The following is a 20461-nucleotide window of genomic DNA, read 5'->3' as shown; positions in this document are numbered from 1 at the left end:
TATCGTTTAGGTATCAATTCTGTGTTGATTTTTTTATCGCTGAACTCTGCAAAGAGAGCAGTGCCAACCGGTGAGCGGCGTTTGTTAAACGCTTGCCAGAGTAAGGGATGGTTTAATGACCCAAACAATAAAAAAGATGAGCCTGATAGGTCTCATTCTCATGATATTTACGTCAGTTTTCGGTTTTGCTAATAGCCCCTCCGCGTTCTATTTAATGGGGTATAGTGCAATACCGTGGTATATATTTTCTGCATTATTATTCTTTATTCCATTTGCTTTAATGATGGCGGAAATGGGTTCTGCCTATCGGAAAGAAGAGGGGGGAATCTATTCGTGGATGAATAATAGCGTTGGACCACGCTATGCGTTTATCGGCACGTTTATGTGGTTTTCTTCTTATGTGATATGGATGGTTAGTACTGCGGCGAAAGTCTGGGTACCTTTTTCAACCTTCTTGTTTGGCGCAGACATGACGCAGCACTGGCGTATTGCAGGGCTTGAGCCTACGCAGGTTGTCGGACTGCTCGCAGTCGGTTGGATGATCCTGGTGACCTGCGTGGCATCCCGGGGTATTAATAAGATTGCGCGTATTACGGCTGTAGGTGGAATTGCCGTAATGTGTCTTAATTTAGTTCTGTTGTTAGTGAGTGTCGCTATTTTGTTATTAACTGGTGGCCACTTTGCACAGGATATTAATTTCATCTCTTCGCCTAATCCAGGATATCAGTCTGGACTGGCAATGTTGTCATTTGTTGTGTTTGCCATTTTTGCTTACGGCGGAATTGAAGCTGTAGGGGGACTGGTTGATAAAACAGAAAAACCAGAAAAGAACTTTGCTAAAGGCATTGTCTTTGCCGCTATTGTCATTTCTGTTGGTTATTCACTGGCCATCTTTTTATGGGGCGTTAGCACTAACTGGCAGCAGGTATTAAGTAATAGCTCAGTTAACCTCGGGAATATTACCTATATCCTGATGAAAAGCCTCGGAATGACGTTGGGTAACGCGCTACATCTTTCCCCTGATGCCGCAATGGTGATGGGCGTATGGTTTGCACGTATTACCGGGCTTTCCATGTTCCTTGCCTACACCGGCGCTTTTTTCACCCTCAGCTACTCACCGCTGAAAGCGATTATTCAGGGCACGCCGAAGGCGTTGTGGCCCGCGCCGATGACCAAACTGAATGCCGTAGGGATGCCGACGACGGCAATGTGGTTACAGTGCCTACTGGTGAGCCTGTTTATCCTGTTGGTTTCATTTGGTGGCGATACGGCTTCAGCGTTCTATAACAAACTGACGCTGATGGCGAACGTCTCGATGACGCTGCCGTATCTGTTCCTGGCGCTGGCGTTTCCGTTCTTTAAATCCCGTCCGGGTCTGGAAAGGCCGTTTGTTGTCTTTAAAACCCGAGCGGCGACGCTGCTGGCAACGGGAGTGGTCGTGCTGGTGGTGACGTTTGCTAACGTGTTCACCATCATCCAGCCGGTAATTGAAGCCGGGGACTGGAACAGCGCACTGTGGATGACCGGCGGTCCGATCTTCTTCTCACTGCTGGCGATGGCGATTTATCAGAACTACAGCCGTCGCACGACCAACGAGCCTGAGTGGGCGGTGGAATAAAGGCCATCTGGCGTTTATTGCCTGTTGCCGATCCGGACGCATATTAAGCCCGAAAATGTCTGTAATCGGCGATGAAATGCCCGATGGCGCAAGCTTATCGGGCCTACAGGTTAATTGCAGACCCGTAGGCCGGATTAGACCCAACGGGTCGCCATCCGGCATTTCTTGCCTGCATTGTGCGTTACAAACTCCCTGCCGGGCGACTGCCTCTTCCTGCAGAACTTAATGTTCTCCCTGTTTGCTTACCGCCGAGGCTCTCCAGACGCATCTGGAACGGAGGGAACGGCATATCAATACCGTGCTCGCGGAAGCCTGCCAGAATCAGTTGATGGATTTCATGGCGCAGCGGCATGCGATGTCCCATCTCTGCGGCATAAATACGCAGTTCGAAGATTTGAATCCCCTGATGCAGGTCAACCAGGAAGACTTCAGGTGCCGGATTATCGATAACCAGCGAACAGCGCTGAGCGGCAGTCAGCAGGATCTGCGTAACCTCCTCGCTATTCGCCTCAGATGGTGCCGGGATGGTTAACACCACACGGGTAACGGAATCGGATAACGACCAGTTGATAAACTGTTCAGTGATAAAGGCTTTGTTGGGCACGATGATCTCTTTGCGGTCCCAGTCGCTGATAGTGGTGGCGCGGGTATTAATTTTCGTCACGCTACCGGTAAGATCGCGAATCGTCACCGTGTCGCCAATGCGGATTGGTTTTTCAAACAGGATAATCAGGCCGGAAATAAAGTTGGCGAAGATCTCCTGCAAACCAAAGCCCAGACCGACACCGAGAGCCGCCACCAGCCATTGCAGTTTGGACCATTCAATACCGATCATCGAGAAACCAACCAGACCGCCAATCAGCATCAGCAAATACTTGGTAATGGTGGTGATGGCATAACCGGTGCCGGGGGTTAAATCCAGATGTTGCAGTAGTGCCAGCTCCAGCAGTGCGGGTAGGTTGCGCACTAACTGGGTGGTGATGATGAATACCAGAATCGCGATAAGCACCGCGCCCAGCGTTATCGGTTCTAAGCTTTCCACGCCCTGAACCGTGGAGGTGACATCCCACAATGAGATGTTTTCCAGGAAGCCGAAAGCGGAGTGAATTTCTGACCACAGTACAATGACTGAGAGCAGGGCGATAAGCATCAGGATAGAACGCACCAGGCGCAGCGATTGCGCGCTGATAGCATCCAAATCCACTTCGCTTTCATCAACGTCGATCGCGCCTTCAAGGCTGGTGGAATGCGGCGGTTCTTCTTCGCCCCGCGCGCGCTGCGCCAGCATTTCAGCGCGTCGATGCTTGGCGCGGTCAAACGCCAGGCGGCGACGCTGAATCAGCATCCAACGGCGGATAACGTGATACACCACCAGTAATAAGAACCAAATCGCTACAGACGTTTCCAGACGTGCCAGCAGGGCTTGTGATGTGGCGAGGTAGCCTACTGCCGCGGCGAGAATGGCAATCAGCGGCGCACCCATCAGCATATTCCACAGCATGCTGTTGACCATGTTATCGCTGTTGCCCTCTTTATCGAGGTACAGCGGTATCCCGGCGCGTTTCAGGCTCAGGGTTACGACAGCCAGCGCACCGCAAATCAGAATAAAGCACAGACGCCCCAGTGAGGCGGAGAATTCCCGGTCATTGAGGTTATCAAACATAATCACCGCCATGATCAACGGGACAATCAGCCCGATGCTCATCAGGTAATAGTGCATGGCTTTCGCGACGCGGTTCCGCGGCCAGCCAAAGTGGGCAATGAACAGACCGTTGGGACGTGCAAAGGTGGCGCAGATCATTACTGCCCACAGCATGGGCACCGTGGCGGTAACGCCATCGCCGATCGCGACAGCCAACGGATAAGGCCAGGCTTCCTGCAATCCGTAACCGAGCGTTGCCCACAGCACTGGCAACGGCGAAGCGACGAGTATTGACCAGAATACCGTGCGTATTGTCAGCCAGAAGTGATCCTGGGTGACTTTCCCGACCCGCGCGGACGAGCGTTCAAGGAAACGGGTGAAGTGCTTGCGCGAAGAGAGGCTAAAGCCAACTAACACCAACGCCGCGAACAGCGGTAGCAGCGTTTCTTTGCTGGTCAGCATCATGATGCTGGCTTTGCCCAACTGATTAAACGTATCTAATGAGATCAGACGCCGCAGATCCTGAACGATGTCGACAGGCCAGGAGAGGGAGATAGGGCTAACGTCTGACGTCCAGAACAGGTAGCGGTGCGTCGCTTCGTTGACCTCTTTTAGTGCATCTTCCAGTTGGCTGTTGGAAACTTTGAGCTTGGTCAGCTCAAGGATCAGCGTATCGCCACCCTGTAACAATGAGTTCAGCAGCTCACGCTGGGTGCGTAGCTGGGCGTTGAGGATGCTGCTCTGTTCAGCGGTCAGCGGTTGTCCATCGGCCTGATGAATCTGACGCAGCTGCGGCTGTTTGTTGAGGAGATCCTCATAGCGCATGCGGTGTACGCGAAGCTGCGCCATTTCGGTATCCAGCTGCTGAGGCTTGGGCATTTCCGGTAAACGGGATACCTGCGCTCGCAGCGCTTCTCCCAGCATATTTGAAACCCCAAGCCACTGAGACTGCTCTCGCAGCGTATTCAATGCCTGACGCACCTGCAGCGTTTGACTGGCGGCCTGACGCTGCTGCGAAGCGACCAGATCCATACGCTGTGCTTGCTGGTTCAAGGCCTGAGAAAGCTCGCGGTTTACCTTGAACTGGTCGACAATACCCTCCGGCAGTCCCGCGCTGTTTTCCGCCAGCAGTTCAGTGCTTTCCAGCGCTCGCTCAGCTTCACGCTGACGCTGACTGTTAAGCTGGTTGCGCAAAGCCTGCAGGTAAGCGTCGAGTTGTTGACTCTGTTTTTCCGCCAGTTCGGAGCGCATACGCGCCAGTTCCTGACGGTTATTGGCGGAAAGCTGCGCCAGCTCCAGTTCATCGACCTGGGCTTTAAGTTTGGCGGATTCAGCCTGCATCGCCTGATTCTGTGCGGAATTGCCGTTGGCGGTACCAATGCGTCGCTCAAGCTCATTGAGCTGGCGGCGGGCATCGGTTTGCTGTTGAGGAAGCTGGCTTAACGAGTCGGCGATTTCCCGGGCGCGATCCTGCTCCTGTTGGGCCTGACGACTCTTTTCCAGCAGTTGGCTGCTAACCTGGAGGATCTCCTGGTTTAACGCATCGGTAGTGAGTCCGGTTGGCACATTGCGCGGTTCATCACGCAGGTTGCTAAGCTGCGCGCGTAACGTTGCGGACAGCTTGGGGAAGTTATCAATAACTTGCTGGTATTGCTGGGCGCGCTCGAGAGCGCCTTTACGCTCCTCAAGGGCATTCAGCGCGGACTGGAGCGCCTCGACGGTTTCTGGCTGAGCGGGTTTTGCCGCTTTTGCCTGCTCCAGTTCCTGGGTGAGTTGTTTGGCATCGGGGGCCGTCGCAGCGTACGCCCCCAGGCTGAGGCACCAGGCCATCAGAAAAGTGATAATCAGGCGCACAGCAGCGATTCCTATGTTTAACTTTCGTCTTTTTTGTCGTCAACCAGCGGGCTGGCATCGTGTTCTGCTTCGATCTCTTCTTTCGCCAGCGGGGCCGGTTCTGCCTCTGGCGTCACGAAAGTCTCGGTCGAGATGGCCATTGGTTGGCCGATTTTGGTCACGGACAGATCCTGCAACTGCTCAACCAGGTTAACTTTGCCAGGTGCGAACAGGTTGATGACGGTGGAACCGAGCTTAAAGCGGCCCATTTCCTGACCTTTCAGCAGCGCCACCGACCCTTCGCTTTCGCCTTCCGGCCAGGTCCAGCGCTTGATGACGCCTTCACGCGGTGGAGTAATGGTGCCAGCCCATGCGGTTTCAATACTGCCGACGATGGTCGCGCCGACCAGAATCTGCACCATCGGGCCAAATTCGGTATCAAACAGACAGATTACACGTTCGTTGCGGGCAAACAGGTTCGGTACGTTTTGCGCAGTCAGGATGTTTACAGAGAAGAGATCGCCCGGCACGTACATCATTTCACGCAGGATACCGTTACACGGCATGTGTACACGGTGGTAATCGCGTGGAGACAAGTAAGTGGTCACAAACGTACCGTTGCGGAATTTGTCCGCCATCTGATAGTTGCCAGCCAGCAGCGCTTCAAGGGTATAACTGTGCCCTTTAGCCTGCAGCAGTTTGTCTTCCTCGATGTTGCCTAACTGGTTAATCACACCGTCAGCGGGCATGACCAGTACGTTTGGATCGGTATTAATCGGACGAGCATCGTCGCGCAGCGGGCGAACAAAGAAGTCGTTGAAGGTGCGATAGCTGGCGGTGTCCGGCTTTTGCGCCTCTTTCATATCGACCTTGTAATATTTCACGAACAGATCGATAACCAGTTTGGTCAGCCATCCCGCTCGTTTGCTCGCACCCCAACCCGCCAGGCGAGTGAGCCATAGTTTCGGCAGAATGTATTGTAGCGAAAGCTTAAATGAGTTTAACAAGGTAGCCTCCAGGCCATAATTTGTTCCCGATCCGGCATACGGGCCGGATCCTGAAAAAAGGGGGACGATTCTAGCGATGCTTAGCTTAGTTGTCAGTTGTCTGTATCAGAAAAGTTTTTACGCGTTTTTACCTGCGCCATGCTTTCCAGGATGCGGTGATAATTTTCAAACCGGGTTTCGGCTATGGCCCCTTTTTCTACAGCCTCACGGATAGCGCAGCCTGGATCGGTATCATGCTTGCAGTCGCGGTATTTGCAATGGCCCAGGTAGTCATGAAATTCGACAAAGCCATGCGTGATTTGTTCCGGCTCCAGATGCCACAGTCCAAACTCACGTACACCAGGGGAGTCGATAACGTCGCCGCCGTGCGGGAAGTGATACAGGCGAGAGGCCGTGGTGGTGTGCTGTCCAAGGCCGGAGTTGTCAGAGACATCATTGGTCAGGATCTCTTCCTGCAGGCCGAGGAGGTTATTGAGCAGGCTGGATTTACCTACGCCCGATTGACCGGCAAAAATGCTGATGCGATCGGTTAATGCTTCTTCAAGCGGTTTCAGGCCGTCTTTTGTGCGGCTTGATACCATCAACACCCGATAGCCAATGTTGCGATAGATATCCATCTGTTCGTTAACGAAGGCCATGCCTTCATCATCCAGCAGATCGATCTTATTCAGCACGATAATCGGTTCAACGTGTAGCGTTTCGCAGGCTACCAGATACCGGTCGATAATATTGAGTGACAGCTCGGGTAAGATGGCTGAGACAATAACGATCTGGTCGATGTTGGCGGCAATAGGCTTTACCCCGTCGTAAAAGTCGGGGCGTGTCAGTACCGAGGTACGATCGTGTACCGCTTCAACGATACCTTTGACATTCACGCCTTCAGCTGCCGCTTTACCCGGGCGCCAGACTACGCGATCGCCAGTAACCAGCGAGCGAATTGTACGGCGGATGTTGCAGCGGTGAATTTCACCGTCAGCAGACTCTACGTCGGCATGCATGCCAAAACGGCTGATAACGATGCCTTCAGCGGTTTCGCCAAACAGGTTGTCGTCGTAGTCGGGCTTCTCCGTGGACGTTTTAAGACGACGCTGGTGATTGGCGTTCACACGGCGCTGTTGGCCTTTGGAGAGTTTATTCTTACTCAATCGGACTGGCTCCTGGTCGCCCATGATGGGCAAAACATTTATGATACACACAATTTTAGATCAATGTAGTCACACTGAATGTGACGCTGAAGGGTGGAAAATAGCATGAGTGCCAATGAAAACAACCTGATTTGGATCGATCTGGAGATGACAGGTCTGGATCCCGAGCGCGATCGCATTATTGAGATCGCCACGCTGGTGACGGATGCCAACCTGAATATTCTGGCTGAAGGACCGACAATTGCGGTGCACCAGTCCGACGAACAGCTGGCATTAATGGATGACTGGAACGTACGTACGCATACCGGTAGCGGGCTGGTGGAGCGCGTGAAGGCGAGCACCATGGGCGATCGTGAAGCTGAACTGGCCACGCTGGCTTTTTTGAAAGAGTGGGTTCCGGAAGGGAAATCACCTATCTGCGGCAACAGCATCGGGCAGGATCGTCGTTTCCTGTTTAAATACATGCCGGAGCTGGAGGCGTATTTCCATTATCGCTATCTGGACGTCAGTACGCTCAAAGAACTGGCGCGTCGTTGGAAGCCGGAAATCCTTGCGGGCTTCACCAAGCAGGGAACACATCAGGCGATGGACGACATTCGTGAATCTGTTGCTGAGCTTGCTTACTATCGCGAACATTTTATTAATCTTTGATTTTGTTCTCCGGTGGCTTGCGTCACCGGTTTTTTGACGCTAAATTGTTCAGCTTGATTGTAAATTAATCACTTGAACGAATTTTCGAAAAAAACGCTTTCAGGGGGGTTGCAGCTAAACGGATTTCTCGTATAATGCGCCTCCCGTAACGACGCAGAAATGCGAATTACGACAGCAACAAAAGCAGTACAGATTTGCGGGAATAGCTCAGTTGGTAGAGCACGACCTTGCCAAGGTCGGGGTCGCGAGTTCGAGTCTCGTTTCCCGCTCCAAAATTTGAAAGTGCTTATTAAGCACAGACACACCCAAGCGGGAATAGCTCAGTTGGTAGAGCACGACCTTGCCAAGGTCGGGGTCGCGAGTTCGAGTCTCGTTTCCCGCTCCAAAATTTGAAAGTGCTTATTAAGCACAGACACACCCAAGCGGGAATAGCTCAGTTGGTAGAGCACGACCTTGCCAAGGTCGGGGTCGCGAGTTCGAGTCTCGTTTCCCGCTCCAAATTCTTACCCCAATAAAAATATCCACAACGAATAATCGCGTTGGGGACGTTTTGTTTCGTCATTGACATACTCTTGTAAACAGACTTATCCACAGGTTCGGGTATTATTCCTGGAATGCAAAAAACTTCGCCGGGTGAATAGTATCATTTTAACTATTTGAAATTATTAATTTAATTATCATTTCAAATTGTTAATGCGATCACTTGACGATTTTTTCCCTCTTGAATATCAATGTGTTTTTATTTTTATACACAAGCTGTGGATGACTTAAGCATCGCGCGGCAGACCCTTCTCAATGACCCTGACCAAACGTTGTTTCTGCGGTAGCTGCACCTCAACTACGCAGGCATTTCGCTTCTCGATTTGCTGAGCAACCGCCCACTCTATGTGTTCGTCGAGAAGTGGGTGCTCACCTCTGCGACTTTCCAGTGCGCGAAGAATGGCTTCATTCCAGGGAGCATTACCCAACGCAACGGCGATATTTCGCAGCCAGCGCAGGTGGCCAATACGACGAATGGCAGACCCCTCCGTGACTTTTAAAAACCACGCTTCGCTCCAGCGAAACAGCTCTATTAACTCCGGAGCATGAAGCTGCTTGCGCGGGTTGAAGTCATCCTCTGCCGTCAACTGTGAATAGCGGTTCCACGGGCAAATGAGCTGGCAATCATCACAGCCGTAAATTCGATTCCCCAACAATGGACGAAATTCTTCCGGGATCGCGCCTTCCAGTTCGATAGTGAGATAAGAGATACAGCGGCGCGCATCCACCGTGTAGGGTTCAACAATGGCCCCGGTGGGACAGATGGTCATGCAGGCGACGCATTTCCCACATCCTTCTTCTACTGGTTGGTCGATCGGTAGGGGTAAGTCGATCAGTAATTCCCCGAGGAAGAAAAATGAACCGGCTTCGCGATTGAGGATAAGTGAGTGCTTACCTGTCCAGCCAAGCCCGGCTTTTTCCGCTAACGGACGCTCAAGAATGGGCGCAGAATCGACAAAAGGTCTAAAATTCAGCGAAACGCAGTGCTGTTGAATCATCTCTCCCAGCTTTTTTAAGCGGTTACGTAGCAGCTTATGGTAGTCGCGCCCCAGCGCGTAACGGCTGACGTAACCCAGAGAAGGATTCTTCAACGTGCTGGCGAAGGCCGCATTGGCAGGAAGATAGTTCATACGTACGCTGATGACACGTAGCGTACCGGGCAATAATTCGTGAGGTCGGGCGCGCATCATGCCGTGACGGGCCATCCAGTCCATCTCGCCGTGGTATTGTTTATCCAGCCAGGCCTGCAGTTTGGGTTCCGCTTCGCTGAGGTCGGTATCGGCAATCCCGACCTGCTGAAAGCCAAGCTCCAGCCCCCACTGCTTAATATTTTGCGCTAACTGATTGAGATCGAGGGGCTCTGACATGACGGACCATACAATGAAGAAAAACCCCGCAAGTATACCACACTCCATCTGGCACGCCGATGACATCAGGCGGATGGAGCGAGAGGTGGCAGACAGTTCAGGGCTGACGCTGTACGAACTGATGCAACGGGCGGGAGAGGCGGCGTTTCAGGTCACTCGTGAGGCTTATCCGAACGCCCGGCACTGGCTGGTGCTATGTGGTCATGGCAACAACGGCGGTGATGGTTACGTAGTGGCAAGACTTGCCAAAGCGCTGGGTCTTGAAGTTACGTTGCTGGCGCAGGAAAGTGACAAACCGCTCCCCGAGGAGGCGCAGCAGGCGCGTGATGCCTGGCTTAACGCTGGTGGCGTCATTCACGCGGCGGATATCAATTGGCCAAATAACGTGGACGTCATTATTGATGCGCTGTCAGGCACTGGCTTAAAACATGCGCCGCGTGAGTCTCTCTCGGTATTGATTGAACGTGCCAATTCTCACCCAGCCCCCACCGTGGCGATAGATATTCCCTCCGGCCTGCTAGCGCAGACGGGAGCGACGCCGGGCGCGGTCATCAACGCAGCGCATACCATTACCTTTATTGCACTCAAGCCGGGCCTGCTCACCGGTAAAGCGCGCGATGTCACCGGGCGTCTGCATGTTAACGCACTTGGGCTGGACGACTGGCTGGCGGGGCAGAATGCGCCAATACAACGTTTTGATGCTCAACAGCTTGCACACTGGCTAACACCGCGTCGACCCACCTCGCACAAAGGCTCCCACGGTCGACTGGTGATTATCGGCGGTGACCACGGTACGGCAGGCGCAATACGCATGGCCGGGGAAGCCGCGCTGCGAGCAGGTGCCGGGCTGGTCAAAGTGCTGACGCGCAGTGAAAACATTGCGCCTATTTTGACAGCCAGACCGGAACTGATGGTCGATGCGCTGACGCCGCAGACGCTGGAAGAGAGCCTGGCGTGGGCGGATGTAGTGGTGATAGGCCCCGGGCTTGGTCAGCAGGAGTGGGGCAAAAAAGCGCTGCAAAAAGTGGAGAATTTTCGCAAACCGATGCTCTGGGATGCGGATGCGCTGAACCTGCTGGCAATCAACCCCGATAAACGTCACAATCGCGTGATCACGCCGCATCCAGGTGAAGCCGCGCGACTGCTGGGTTGTTCCATTGCAGAAATTGAAGACGATCGCTTACTTTGTGCACAACGTCTGGTAAAACGGTACGGAGGCGTGGTGGTGCTGAAAGGCGCGGGTACGGTTGTTGCTGCTGAACAGGCGGAGTTGGGTATTATTGATACCGGCAATGCCGGGATGGCCAGCGGCGGAATGGGGGATGTGCTTTCCGGTATTATTGGCGCATTGCTCGGACAGAAGCTTACCCCGTATGATGCAGCATGTGCGGGATGTGTTGCGCACGGAGCGGCGGCGGATGTGCTGGCGGCGCGTTTTGGTACGCGCGGCATGCTGGCGACAGATCTCTTTACCACGCTACAGCGTATTGTTAACCCTGATGTGATTGACGTTTATCATGATGAATCGAGTAATTCCACTACCTGATGAGCAGGCGACTTTAGACCTGGGACTGCGGGTAGCCAAAGCCTGTGACGGCGCGACGGTTATATATTTGTACGGCGACCTGGGGGCGGGTAAAACCACCTTCAGCCGAGGATTTCTGCAGGCGTTAGGTCATAAAGGTAATGTAAAAAGCCCCACCTACACGCTGGTTGAGCCCTATTCACTCGATAACTTGATGGTATATCACTTCGATTTATACCGACTTGCGGACCCAGAGGAGCTGGAATTTATGGGGATCCGCGATTATTTTGCCAATGATGCCATCTGCCTGGTGGAATGGCCGCAACAAGGTAAAGGTGTACTGCCAGACCCGGACGTCGAAATACACATTGAATACCAGGCACAAGGTCGAGAGGCGCGTGTAAGCGCAGTCTCCTCATCAGGTGATTTATTGCTGGCGCGTTTAGCCGATTAACCTTAAGGGTGGCGGGATGATTTATCGCATCAGAAACTGGCTGATGGCAACCCTGGTCCTGCTGTGCGCGCAGGCAGGGGCCGCCAGCCTCTCCGATCTTCAGGTGTCCAATGGCGATCAACAGGCGCGGATTACGCTGAGCTTTATTGGCGATCCTGAATATGCCGTTTCGCAGGACGGGAAACGAACCGTCGCGCTGGATATTAAACAAACCGGAGTGATTCAGGGATTACCGCTGCTGTTTAGCGGCAATAATCTGGTGAAATCTATCCGTTCCGGCACGCCAAAAGATGCGCAGTCTCTGCGCCTGGTGGTGGATTTAACCGAGAACGGTAAAGCCGAAGCAGTAAAACGCCAGAACGGCGGCAATTATACCGTCGTGTTTACCATCAACGCTGATGCGCCACCGCCGCCGCCTCCACCTCCCGTGGTTGCAAAGCGTGTTGAAGCGCCGATTGTTGCCCCACGTCCTGTCGAGCCTGCACGCAATCCATTTAAAGCGGAAAACGATCGCACTACGGCTGTGACTAACAGCAATAGCTCTACGCGCCCTGCGGCGCGCGCCAGTTCCAGCAACGGCGATAAAGTGGTGATTGCCATTGATGCCGGACACGGTGGACAGGATCCTGGCGCTATTGGTCCTGGCGGCACGCGTGAGAAAAACGTCACGATTGCCGTGGCGCGCAAGCTGCGCAGTTTGCTCAATGATGACCCGATGTTTAAAGGTGTACTCACCCGTGATGGTGATTACTTTATCTCGGTGATGGGGCGTTCAGACGTCGCGCGTAAACAAAACGCCAATTTCCTGGTTTCTATTCACGCGGATGCTGCGCCAAATCGTGATGCCACAGGTGCTTCCGTTTGGGTGCTGTCAAACCGTCGGGCGAACAGTGAGATGGCCGGCTGGCTGGAACAGCACGAGAAGCAATCGGAGCTGTTGGGCGGCGCGGGCGATGTGCTGGCAAACAGCCAGTCCGACCCTTATCTCAGCCAGGCCGTACTGGATCTGCAGTTCGGTCATTCGCAGCGCGTCGGGTATGATGTGGCGACCAGCATGATCGGCCAGTTAGAACGTATTGGTTCGATGCATAAGCGTCGTCCAGAACACGCCAGTCTTGGCGTACTGCGTTCGCCTGATATCCCGTCAGTGCTGGTTGAAACTGGCTTTATCAGTAACAACAGCGAAGAACGTCTGTTGGCGAGCGATGATTACCAGCAGCAACTGGCTGAGGCGATTTACAAAGGATTGCGTAACTATTTCCAGGCGCACCCGATGCAAACCGGGCCGCAGGGCGCACCGGCGCAAACCGCCAGCGCCATATCGCCGGGTAACACGTTAACAAATTAAGGATTAGCCATGCCGATTCAGGTTCTACCGCCACAGCTGGCGAACCAGATTGCCGCAGGCGAGGTGGTAGAACGGCCTGCGTCAGTGGTGAAAGAGCTGGTGGAAAACAGCATCGATGCCGGTGCGACGCGCATTGATATCGATATTGAACGCGGCGGCGCGAAGCTTATCCGTATTCGTGACAACGGCTGCGGGATTAAAAAAGACGAGCTGGCGTTGGCGTTGGCGCGTCATGCCACCAGTAAAATAGCCTCGCTTGACGATCTTGAAGCCATCGTAAGCCTCGGATTTCGCGGCGAAGCGCTGGCCAGTATCAGCTCCGTGTCTCGTTTAACCCTGACGTCGCGTACGCAAGAACAACCCGAAGCCTGGCAGGCGTATGCCGAAGGGCGTGACATGGATGTCACAGTTAAACCCGCTGCGCATCCGGTGGGAACCACGCTGGAGGTGCTAGATCTGTTCTACAACACCCCGGCGCGGCGCAAATTTATGCGCACCGAGAAAACCGAATTTAATCATATCGACGAGATTATTCGCCGCATTGCGCTGGCGCGTTTTGATGTGACGATAAATTTGTCGCACAACGGCAAAGTGGTGCGTCAGTACCGGGCAGTGGCCGCGGATGGGCAGAAAGAGCGCCGACTGGGCGCGATTTGCGGCACGCCGTTTCTGGAGCATGCGCTGGCGATCGAATGGCAGCATGGTGATTTAACATTGCGCGGCTGGGTGGCCGATCCTAACCACACAACGGCAGCACTGGCAGAAATCCAGTACTGCTACGTGAATGGTCGGATGATGCGCGACCGGCTGATCAACCATGCTATCCGCCAGGCCTGTGAAGATAAGCTGGGAGCCGATCAACAGCCCGCTTTTGTGTTGTATCTGGAAATCGATCCGCATCAAGTGGATGTCAACGTACACCCAGCTAAACATGAGGTCCGTTTCCATCAATCCCGGCTGGTGCACGATTTTATTTACCAGGGCGTGTTGAGTGTCCTGCAACAGCAGCTTGAAACGCCGCTGCCGTTGGCTGATGACGACGAACCCGCCCCAAGGCACATTCCGGAAAACCGCGTTGCTGCTGGACGCAACCATTTTGCCGAGCCGGCTCCCGCGCGTGAACCTGCGACACCGCGGTACTCAGCATCCGCTGGCACTGGAAGTGGCAATAGTGGTGGCAGTAGTGGTGGCGGTGGCCGTCAGGCGGAAGCCAGTTGGCCTCATGCTCAACCCGGATACCAAAAGCAGCAGGGCGAAATTTATCAGCAACTGATGCAGACGCCTGCTCCAACGCGTAAAACGCCGGTCTCTGAAACGCCATCGACGCCTCTGACTGGCAACAGTCAGGGCTTTGGCCGGGTGCTAACGATTGTTGGTGCAGACTGCGCGTTACTCGAGTGTGATGGCCATATTCGGTTGTTGGCATTACCGGTGGCTGAGCGTTGGTTGCGTCAGGCGCAGTTAACGCCGGGTCAGGGAGCGGTTTGTGCTCAACCGTTACTGATCCCTTTACGTCTAAAAGTGACCGCTGATGAAAAAGCGGCACTGCAAAAAGGACAGAGCCAACTGGCTGAGTTGGGCATTGAATTTCAGCTGGATGCGCAGCATGTGACCATCCGGGCGGTGCCTTTACCCTTACGCCAACAAAATTTACAAATCTTGATTCCTGAACTGATAGGCTACCTGGCGCAGCAATCCGTATTCGAGCCGGGCAATATTGCACAGTGGATCGCACGTAACCTGATGAGCGAGCATCCACAGTGGAGCATGGCACAGGCGATTACGCTGTTAGCGGATGTTGAGCGGCTCTGCCCACAACTCGTGAAGGCACCGCCGGGTGGTCTGTTACAACCTGTTGATTTACATTCGGTATTGAATGCCCTGAAACATGAGTGATACCCGTAAGGCGAGCCTGCCAAAGGCGATTTTTTTGATGGGGCCAACGGCCTCCGGTAAAACGGCATTAGCAATTGAATTGCGTAAAGTTTTGCCCATAGAGTTGATAAGCGTTGATTCCGCCCTTATTTACAAGGGGATGGATATCGGTACAGCTAAGCCTGATGCAGCTGAATTACAGGCCGCACCGCACCGATTGCTGGATATCCGCGATCCATCGCAGGCGTACTCCGCTGCGGATTTTCGTCGCGATGCGTTAGCCGAGATGGCCGACATCACCGCCGCGGGCCGTATCCCGTTGCTGGTGGGCGGCACAATGTTATATTTCAAAGCCTTGCTTGAAGGACTGTCGCCGTTACCGTCGGCGGACCCGGAAGTCAGGGCCAGAATTGAGCAGCAGGCGGCAGAGCAGGGTTGGGACGCGTTACACCGACAGCTTCAGGACATCGATCCCGTGGCAGCGGCGCGCATTCATCCAAATGATCCGCAAAGACTTTCCCGGGCACTGGAAGTTTTTTTCATTTCGGGTAAAACTTTAACGGAGCTGACGCAAACGTCAGGAGATGCTTTGCCGTATCAGGTGCATCAGTTTGCAATCGCCCCGGCGAGCCGTGAACTGCTCCATCAGCGAATTGAGCAGCGTTTTCATCAGATGTTAGCTTCAGGTTTTGAAGCAGAAGTCCGGGCGCTTTTTGCCCGTGGAGATTTGCATACGGATTTGCCTTCCATTCGTTGTGTAGGGTATCGCCAGATGTGGTCATACATTGAAGGTGAAATTTCATACGATGAAATGGTTTATAGAGGTGTTTGCGCCACGAGGCAGTTGGCGAAGCGACAGGTAACCTGGTTGCGTGGTTGGGAAGGGGTGCACTGGCTTGACAGTGAAAAGCCTGACCAGGCGCGAAACGAAGTATTACAGGTTGTTGGTGCTATCGCGAACTGAATGTGTACAATTGAAACGTATCGTGCGCAATTTTTCAGAATCGAAAGGTTCAAAGTACAAATAAGCATATAAGGAAAAGAGAGAATGGCTAAGGGGCAATCTTTACAAGATCCGTTCCTGAACGCACTGCGTCGGGAACGTGTTCCAGTTTCTATTTATTTGGTGAATGGTATTAAGCTGCAAGGTCAAATCGAGTCTTTTGATCAGTTCGTGATCCTGTTGAAAAACACGGTCAGCCAGATGGTTTATAAGCACGCGATTTCTACTGTTGTCCCGTCTCGTCCGGTTTCTCATCACAGCAATAATGCCACCGGCGGCACAGGCAGCAACTACCATCACGGTAGCAACGCGCAAGGTTCATCTGCGCAACAGGACAGCGAAGAAACCGAATAAGGTTATTAGCTGTTTTACATACGGGGAGCCAGCGATCCTGTGTTCCCCGTTGATTTATATTAAGGGGTTGACGCTTGTTTGACCGTTATGATGCCGGTGAGCAGGCGGTACTGGTACACATCTATTTTTCGCAAGACAAAGATATGGAAGACCTCCAGGAGTTTGAATCTCTGGTTTCTTCCGCCGGTGTCGAAGCAATGCAGGTGATTACCGGGAGCCGTAAAGCACCGCACCCGAAGTATTTTGTTGGTGAAGGTAAGGCAATCGAAATTGCCGAAGCCGTAAAAGCGACTGGCGCTGCGGTGGTGATTTTTGATCATGCTCTAAGCCCTGCCCAGGAACGTAACCTGGAACAGTTGTGCCAGTGTCTTGTTATCGACAGGACTGGTCTCATTTTAGATATTTTTGCCCAGCGTGCGCGAACCCATGAGGGTAAGTTGCAGGTTGAGCTGGCGCAGTTGCGCCATATGGCTACGCGTCTGGTCCGTGGCTGGACTCACCTTGAACGGCAAAAGGGCGGGATTGGTTTGCGCGGCCCGGGTGAAACCCAGCTCGAAACCGACCGTCGTTTGCTGCGTAATCGCATTTTGCAGATACAGTCGCGCCTGGAAAAAGTTGAAAAGCAACGTGAGCAGGGGCGACAGTCGCGCAAGAAAGCGGATGTCCCAACCGTATCACTGGTGGGATATACCAACGCCGGAAAATCCACCCTGTTCAACCAGATCACCGAAGCCCAGGTCTACGCAGCGGATCAGCTGTTTGCGACCCTGGACCCGACGCTACGTAGAATAGACGTGGCGGACGTGGGTGAGACTGTGCTGGCGGATACCGTTGGGTTTATCCGTCATTTGCCGCACGACCTGGTGGCGGCGTTTAAGGCCACCTTGCAGGAAACACGTCAGGCGACATTGCTGCTGCACGTTATTGATGCAGCAGATTTTCGTGTGCAGGAAAACATTGAGGCCGTCGATACGGTGCTCGAAGAGATCGATGCGCATGAGATCCCGACCCTGCTGGTGATGAATAAAATCGATATGTTGGATGACTTTGAGCCGCGTATCGACAGAGATGAAGAGAATAAACCCATTCGCGTTTGGGTATCAGCGCAAACGGGGATTGGTATACCACAACTTTTTCAGGCTTTGACTGAGCGACTTTCCGGTGAGGTGGCGCAGCATACGTTGCGTTTGCCGCCGCAGGAAGGGCGTTTGAGAAGCCGGTTTTATCAACTTCAGGCAATAGAAAAAGAGTGGATGGAGGAGGACGGCAGCGTAGGTCTGCAGGTTCGTATGCCGATCGTAGACTGGCGTCGCCTCTGTAAACAAGAACCGGCACTGGAAGACTATGTTGTCTGATCTGACGGATATGGCCTGAAGATTTTTTCGCCTCTATACCTTGTGGATTTTGTGCGGCAGGAAGGCGGCAAGTCCTGAAATCTCCAGGAGCATAGTCAACTATGTGACTGGCGGTGAGGGACGCAGCCAACGCAACGGCAGCGCAAAAGACGCAGGTATAGCATCGCATAACAAATATGGAGCACAAAAATGGCGTGGAATCAGCCCGGTAATAACGGACAAGACCGCGACCCCTGGGGAAGCAGCAAACCTGGCGGCAACCCTGAGGGAAATGGAAACAAAGGTGGTCGCGAGCAGGGACCTCCCGATCTGGACGATATCTTCCGCAAACTGAGTAAAAAGCTCGGTGGTCTGGGTGGCGGTAAAGGTACTGGCTCTGGCGGCGGTAGTTCATCGCAAGGCCCGCGTCCGCAACTGGGCGGTCGAGTCTTTACTATCGCAGCGGCCGCTATCGTCATTATCTGGGCGGCCAGCGGTTTCTATACCATTAAAGAAGCGGAACGCGGCGTGGTGACACGCTTCGGTAAATTCAGCCATTTGGTTGAACCGGGTCTGAACTGGAAACCGACCTTTGTCGACGAAGTGACACCGGTCAACGTTGAAGCCGTGCGTGAACTTGCCGCATCCGGCGTCATGCTGACCTCTGACGAAAACGTCGTGCGCGTCGAAATGAACGTACAGTACCGCGTGACCGATCCGCAGCGTTACCTGTTTAGCGTAACCAGCGCGGATGACAGTCTGCGTCAGGCTACCGACAGTGCCCTGCGTGGGGTTATCGGTAAATACACCATGGACCGTATCCTGACCGAAGGGCGTACCGTTATTCGTAGCGATACCCAACGTGAACTGGAAGAAACGATCCGTCCGTACAACATGGGTATCACCCTGCTGGACGTCAACTTCCAGGCTGCACGTCCGCCGGAAGAAGTAAAAGCCGCGTTTGACGATGCTATCGCAGCACGTGAAAACGAACAGCAGTACATCCGTGAAGCGGAAGCGTACACCAACGAAGTTCAGCCGCGTGCAAACGGTCAGGCGCAGCGTATTCTGGAAGAAGCGCGTGCGTATAAGACTCAGACAATCCTGGAAGCACAGGGTGAAGTGGCTCGCTTCGCAAAAATTCTGCCGGAATATAAAGCCGCACCGCAAATTACCCGCGAGCGTCTGTATATCGAAACCATGGAAAAAGTGCTGAGCAATACCCGCAAAGTCCTGGTTAACGATAAAGGCAGCAATTTGATGGTTCTGCCGCTGGATCAAATGCTGAAAGGTGGTAGTGCGCCAGCAGCAAAGACTGACAGCAGTTCAAACCTGCTGCGTCTGCCGCCAGCAACGACTTCCAGCACTGGAGCAAGCAACACATCGTCCACCAGTCAGGGCGATATTATGGACCAACGCCGCGCGAATGCGCAGCGTAACGACTACCAGCGTCAGGGGGAATAACGATGCGTAAGTCAGTTATTGCGATTATCATCATCGTTCTGGTAGTTCTGTTCATGTCTGTCTTTGTGGTCAAAGAAGGCGAGCGCGGTATTACTCTGCGCTTTGGTAAAGTTCTGCGTGACGATGAAAACAAGCCGCTGGTCGTAGCACCTGGCCTGCACTTCAAGATTCCGTTTATTGAATCTGTGAAGATGCTGGATGCGCGTATTCAGACCATGGACAACCAGGCAGATCGCTTTGTTACCAAAGAGAAGAAAGACCTGATCGTTGACTCCTACATCAAGTGGCGCATCAGTGACTTTAGCCGTTACTACCTGGCAACGGGCGGTGGCGATGTTTCTCAGGCGGAAGTCCTGCTGAAACGTAAGTTCTCTGACCGTCTGCGTTCTGAAATTGGTCGTCTGGACGTGAAGGACATCGTTACCGATTCCCGCGGTCGTCTGACCCTGGAAGTTCGTGACGCGCTGAACTCCGGTTCTGCTGGCACGGAAGACGAAGTGGCGACTCCGGCAGCAGATAGCGCGATTGCCGAAGCGGCTGAACGTGTTCAGGCTGAAACGAACGGTAAAGTACCGGTCATCAACCCGAACAGTATGGCGGCATTGGGCATCGAAGTTGTTGACGTGCGTATTAAGCAAATCAACCTGCCTGCTGAAGTGTCCGAGGCTATCTACAACCGTATGCGCGCTGAGCGTGAAGCGGTAGCGCGTCGCCATCGTTCACAAGGCCAGGAAGAGGCGGAAAAACTGCGTGCAACGGCTGACTATGAAGTCACTAAAACGCTGGCAGAATCTGAGCGTCAGGGCCGTATTATGCGCGGTGAAGGCGATGCAGAAGCCGCTAAGCTGTTTGCCGATGCGTTCAGTCAGGATCCGGACTTCTACGCCTTCATCCGTAGCCTGCGTGCTTACGAGAAGAGCTTTGAAGGGAATCAGGACGTAATGGTCATGAGCCCAGACAGCGATTTCTTCCGCTACATGAAGACACCAAATACCGCGACACGCTAATCGCGTTCCAGCGGTTTTAAAGCAGCAAAACCACCGGCATCTCCAGGGATGCGGTGGTTTTCTTTTTATATAAGGGCGATGGATGAATTCAACAATTTTGCTGGCGCTCGCGCTGGTTTTGGTGCTGGAAGGGCTGGGTCCGATGCTTTATCCCAGCGCATGGAAGAAAATGATCTCTGCAATGGCGCAACTTCCCGAAAATATTTTGCGTCGTTTTGGTGGAGGTCTTGTGGTTGCGGGCGTTGTGGTCTACTACATGTTGAGGAAAACGATTGGCTGATCAATAAGTAGACT

Annotated in this window: 16 protein-coding genes and 3 tRNA genes; 15 read left to right on the top strand and 4 right to left on the bottom strand. The window is 53.4% G+C overall.

The window, feature by feature from the left end:
• The first annotated feature begins 115 nt into the window (after positions 1-115).
• Positions 116-1618 carry a glutamate/gamma-aminobutyrate family transporter YjeM gene (gene yjeM, locus OGX86_RS02925; protein WP_008785995.1) on the top strand — a complete coding sequence of 501 codons (1503 nt, stop codon included), beginning with the start codon at positions 116-118 and terminating at the stop codon, positions 1616-1618.
• Between the two features lie 181 nt (positions 1619-1799).
• Here the strand turns inward: yjeM and mscM are convergent, their stop codons facing one another.
• The 3 genes from mscM to rsgA all read right to left on the bottom strand — a co-directional run bounded on the left by mscM (position 1800) and on the right by rsgA (position 7245).
• A complete protein-coding gene (gene mscM / locus OGX86_RS02920; protein WP_286639273.1) occupies positions 1800-5114 on the bottom strand; it encodes a miniconductance mechanosensitive channel MscM in 3315 nt (1104 codons plus the stop codon).
• A gap of 17 nt (positions 5115-5131) precedes the next feature.
• Positions 5132-6100: an archaetidylserine decarboxylase gene (gene asd, locus OGX86_RS02915; RefSeq protein WP_008785997.1), complete on the bottom strand. Its 969-nt coding sequence runs from the start codon at positions 6098-6100 to the stop codon at positions 5132-5134.
• Positions 6101-6192: 92 nt separating this feature from the next.
• Entirely contained in the window at positions 6193-7245 is a 1053-nt protein-coding gene (gene rsgA / locus OGX86_RS02910; RefSeq protein ID WP_170974257.1) for a small ribosomal subunit biogenesis GTPase RsgA, read from the bottom strand.
• A gap of 105 nt (positions 7246-7350) precedes the next feature.
• Between rsgA and orn the strand changes: the two genes are divergently transcribed.
• The 4 genes from orn to OGX86_RS02890 all read left to right on the top strand — a co-directional run bounded on the left by orn (position 7351) and on the right by OGX86_RS02890 (position 8394).
• On the top strand, positions 7351-7896 hold the full coding sequence (gene orn / locus OGX86_RS02905; protein WP_020996267.1) for an oligoribonuclease: 546 nt from the start codon (positions 7351-7353) through the stop codon (positions 7894-7896).
• Positions 7897-8092: 196 nt separating this feature from the next.
• A tRNA-Gly gene (locus OGX86_RS02900) sits at positions 8093-8168 on the top strand.
• Between the two features lie 37 nt (positions 8169-8205).
• Positions 8206-8281, top strand: a tRNA-Gly gene (locus tag OGX86_RS02895).
• A 37-nt stretch (positions 8282-8318) separates the two neighbouring features.
• Positions 8319-8394 (top strand) — tRNA-Gly (locus OGX86_RS02890).
• 269 nt (positions 8395-8663) lie between these two features.
• Here the strand turns inward: OGX86_RS02890 and queG are convergent.
• A complete protein-coding gene (gene queG / locus OGX86_RS02885; protein WP_048227209.1) occupies positions 8664-9803 on the bottom strand; it encodes a tRNA epoxyqueuosine(34) reductase QueG in 1140 nt (379 codons plus the stop codon).
• Between queG and nnr the strand changes: the two genes are divergently transcribed.
• From nnr to OGX86_RS02835, 10 genes are all read left to right on the top strand, one after another.
• Positions 9802-11349: a bifunctional ADP-dependent NAD(P)H-hydrate dehydratase/NAD(P)H-hydrate epimerase gene (nnr, locus tag OGX86_RS02880; RefSeq protein WP_048227208.1), complete on the top strand. Its 1548-nt coding sequence runs from the start codon at positions 9802-9804 to the stop codon at positions 11347-11349. The two genes, queG and nnr, sit on opposite strands and share 2 nt — an antisense overlap.
• On the top strand, positions 11321-11782 hold the full coding sequence (gene tsaE / locus OGX86_RS02875) for a tRNA (adenosine(37)-N6)-threonylcarbamoyltransferase complex ATPase subunit type 1 TsaE (RefSeq protein WP_008786002.1): 462 nt from the start codon (positions 11321-11323) through the stop codon (positions 11780-11782). The genes nnr and tsaE overlap by 29 nt, the downstream gene beginning before the upstream one ends.
• A gap of 16 nt (positions 11783-11798) precedes the next feature.
• Positions 11799-13130 (top strand): N-acetylmuramoyl-L-alanine amidase AmiB, encoded by a 1332-nt coding sequence (gene amiB / locus OGX86_RS02870; protein WP_168978603.1) that lies wholly within the window; start codon positions 11799-11801, stop codon positions 13128-13130.
• Between the two features lie 9 nt (positions 13131-13139).
• Positions 13140-15026, top strand: coding sequence for a DNA mismatch repair endonuclease MutL (gene mutL / locus OGX86_RS02865; protein ID WP_048227206.1), 1887 nt, complete (start codon positions 13140-13142; stop codon positions 15024-15026).
• A complete protein-coding gene (gene miaA, locus OGX86_RS02860) occupies positions 15019-15969 on the top strand; it encodes a tRNA (adenosine(37)-N6)-dimethylallyltransferase MiaA (protein ID WP_008786004.1) in 951 nt (316 codons plus the stop codon). Before mutL ends, miaA begins: the two co-directional genes overlap by 8 nt.
• Before the next feature lie 84 nt (positions 15970-16053).
• On the top strand, positions 16054-16362 hold the full coding sequence (gene hfq, locus OGX86_RS02855) for an RNA chaperone Hfq (RefSeq protein ID WP_003025584.1): 309 nt from the start codon (positions 16054-16056) through the stop codon (positions 16360-16362).
• Positions 16363-16436: 74 nt separating this feature from the next.
• A complete protein-coding gene (gene hflX / locus OGX86_RS02850) occupies positions 16437-17717 on the top strand; it encodes a ribosome rescue GTPase HflX (protein ID WP_003830495.1) in 1281 nt (426 codons plus the stop codon).
• A 189-nt stretch (positions 17718-17906) separates the two neighbouring features.
• Positions 17907-19160: an FtsH protease activity modulator HflK gene (gene hflK / locus OGX86_RS02845; protein ID WP_008786005.1), complete on the top strand. Its 1254-nt coding sequence runs from the start codon at positions 17907-17909 to the stop codon at positions 19158-19160.
• Between the two features lie 2 nt (positions 19161-19162).
• The gene (gene hflC, locus OGX86_RS02840) at positions 19163-20167 is read left to right on the top strand and encodes a protease modulator HflC (protein WP_003830491.1); all 1005 of its coding nucleotides are present in this window, start codon (positions 19163-19165) and stop codon (positions 20165-20167) included.
• Positions 20168-20249: 82 nt separating this feature from the next.
• Positions 20250-20447, top strand: coding sequence for a DUF2065 domain-containing protein (locus OGX86_RS02835; RefSeq protein ID WP_003025602.1), 198 nt, complete (start codon positions 20250-20252; stop codon positions 20445-20447).
• Positions 20448-20461 lie beyond the last annotated feature (14 nt).

Origin of the sequence: Citrobacter sp. Cpo040 (assembly GCF_030332915.1) — a bacterium.
In the GTDB taxonomy this organism is placed as follows: Bacteria; Pseudomonadota; Gammaproteobacteria; order Enterobacterales; family Enterobacteriaceae; genus Citrobacter; species Citrobacter portucalensis.
Note: the sequence above shows the minus strand (reverse complement) of the source record. Positions and strands in the feature narration are given on the sequence as shown.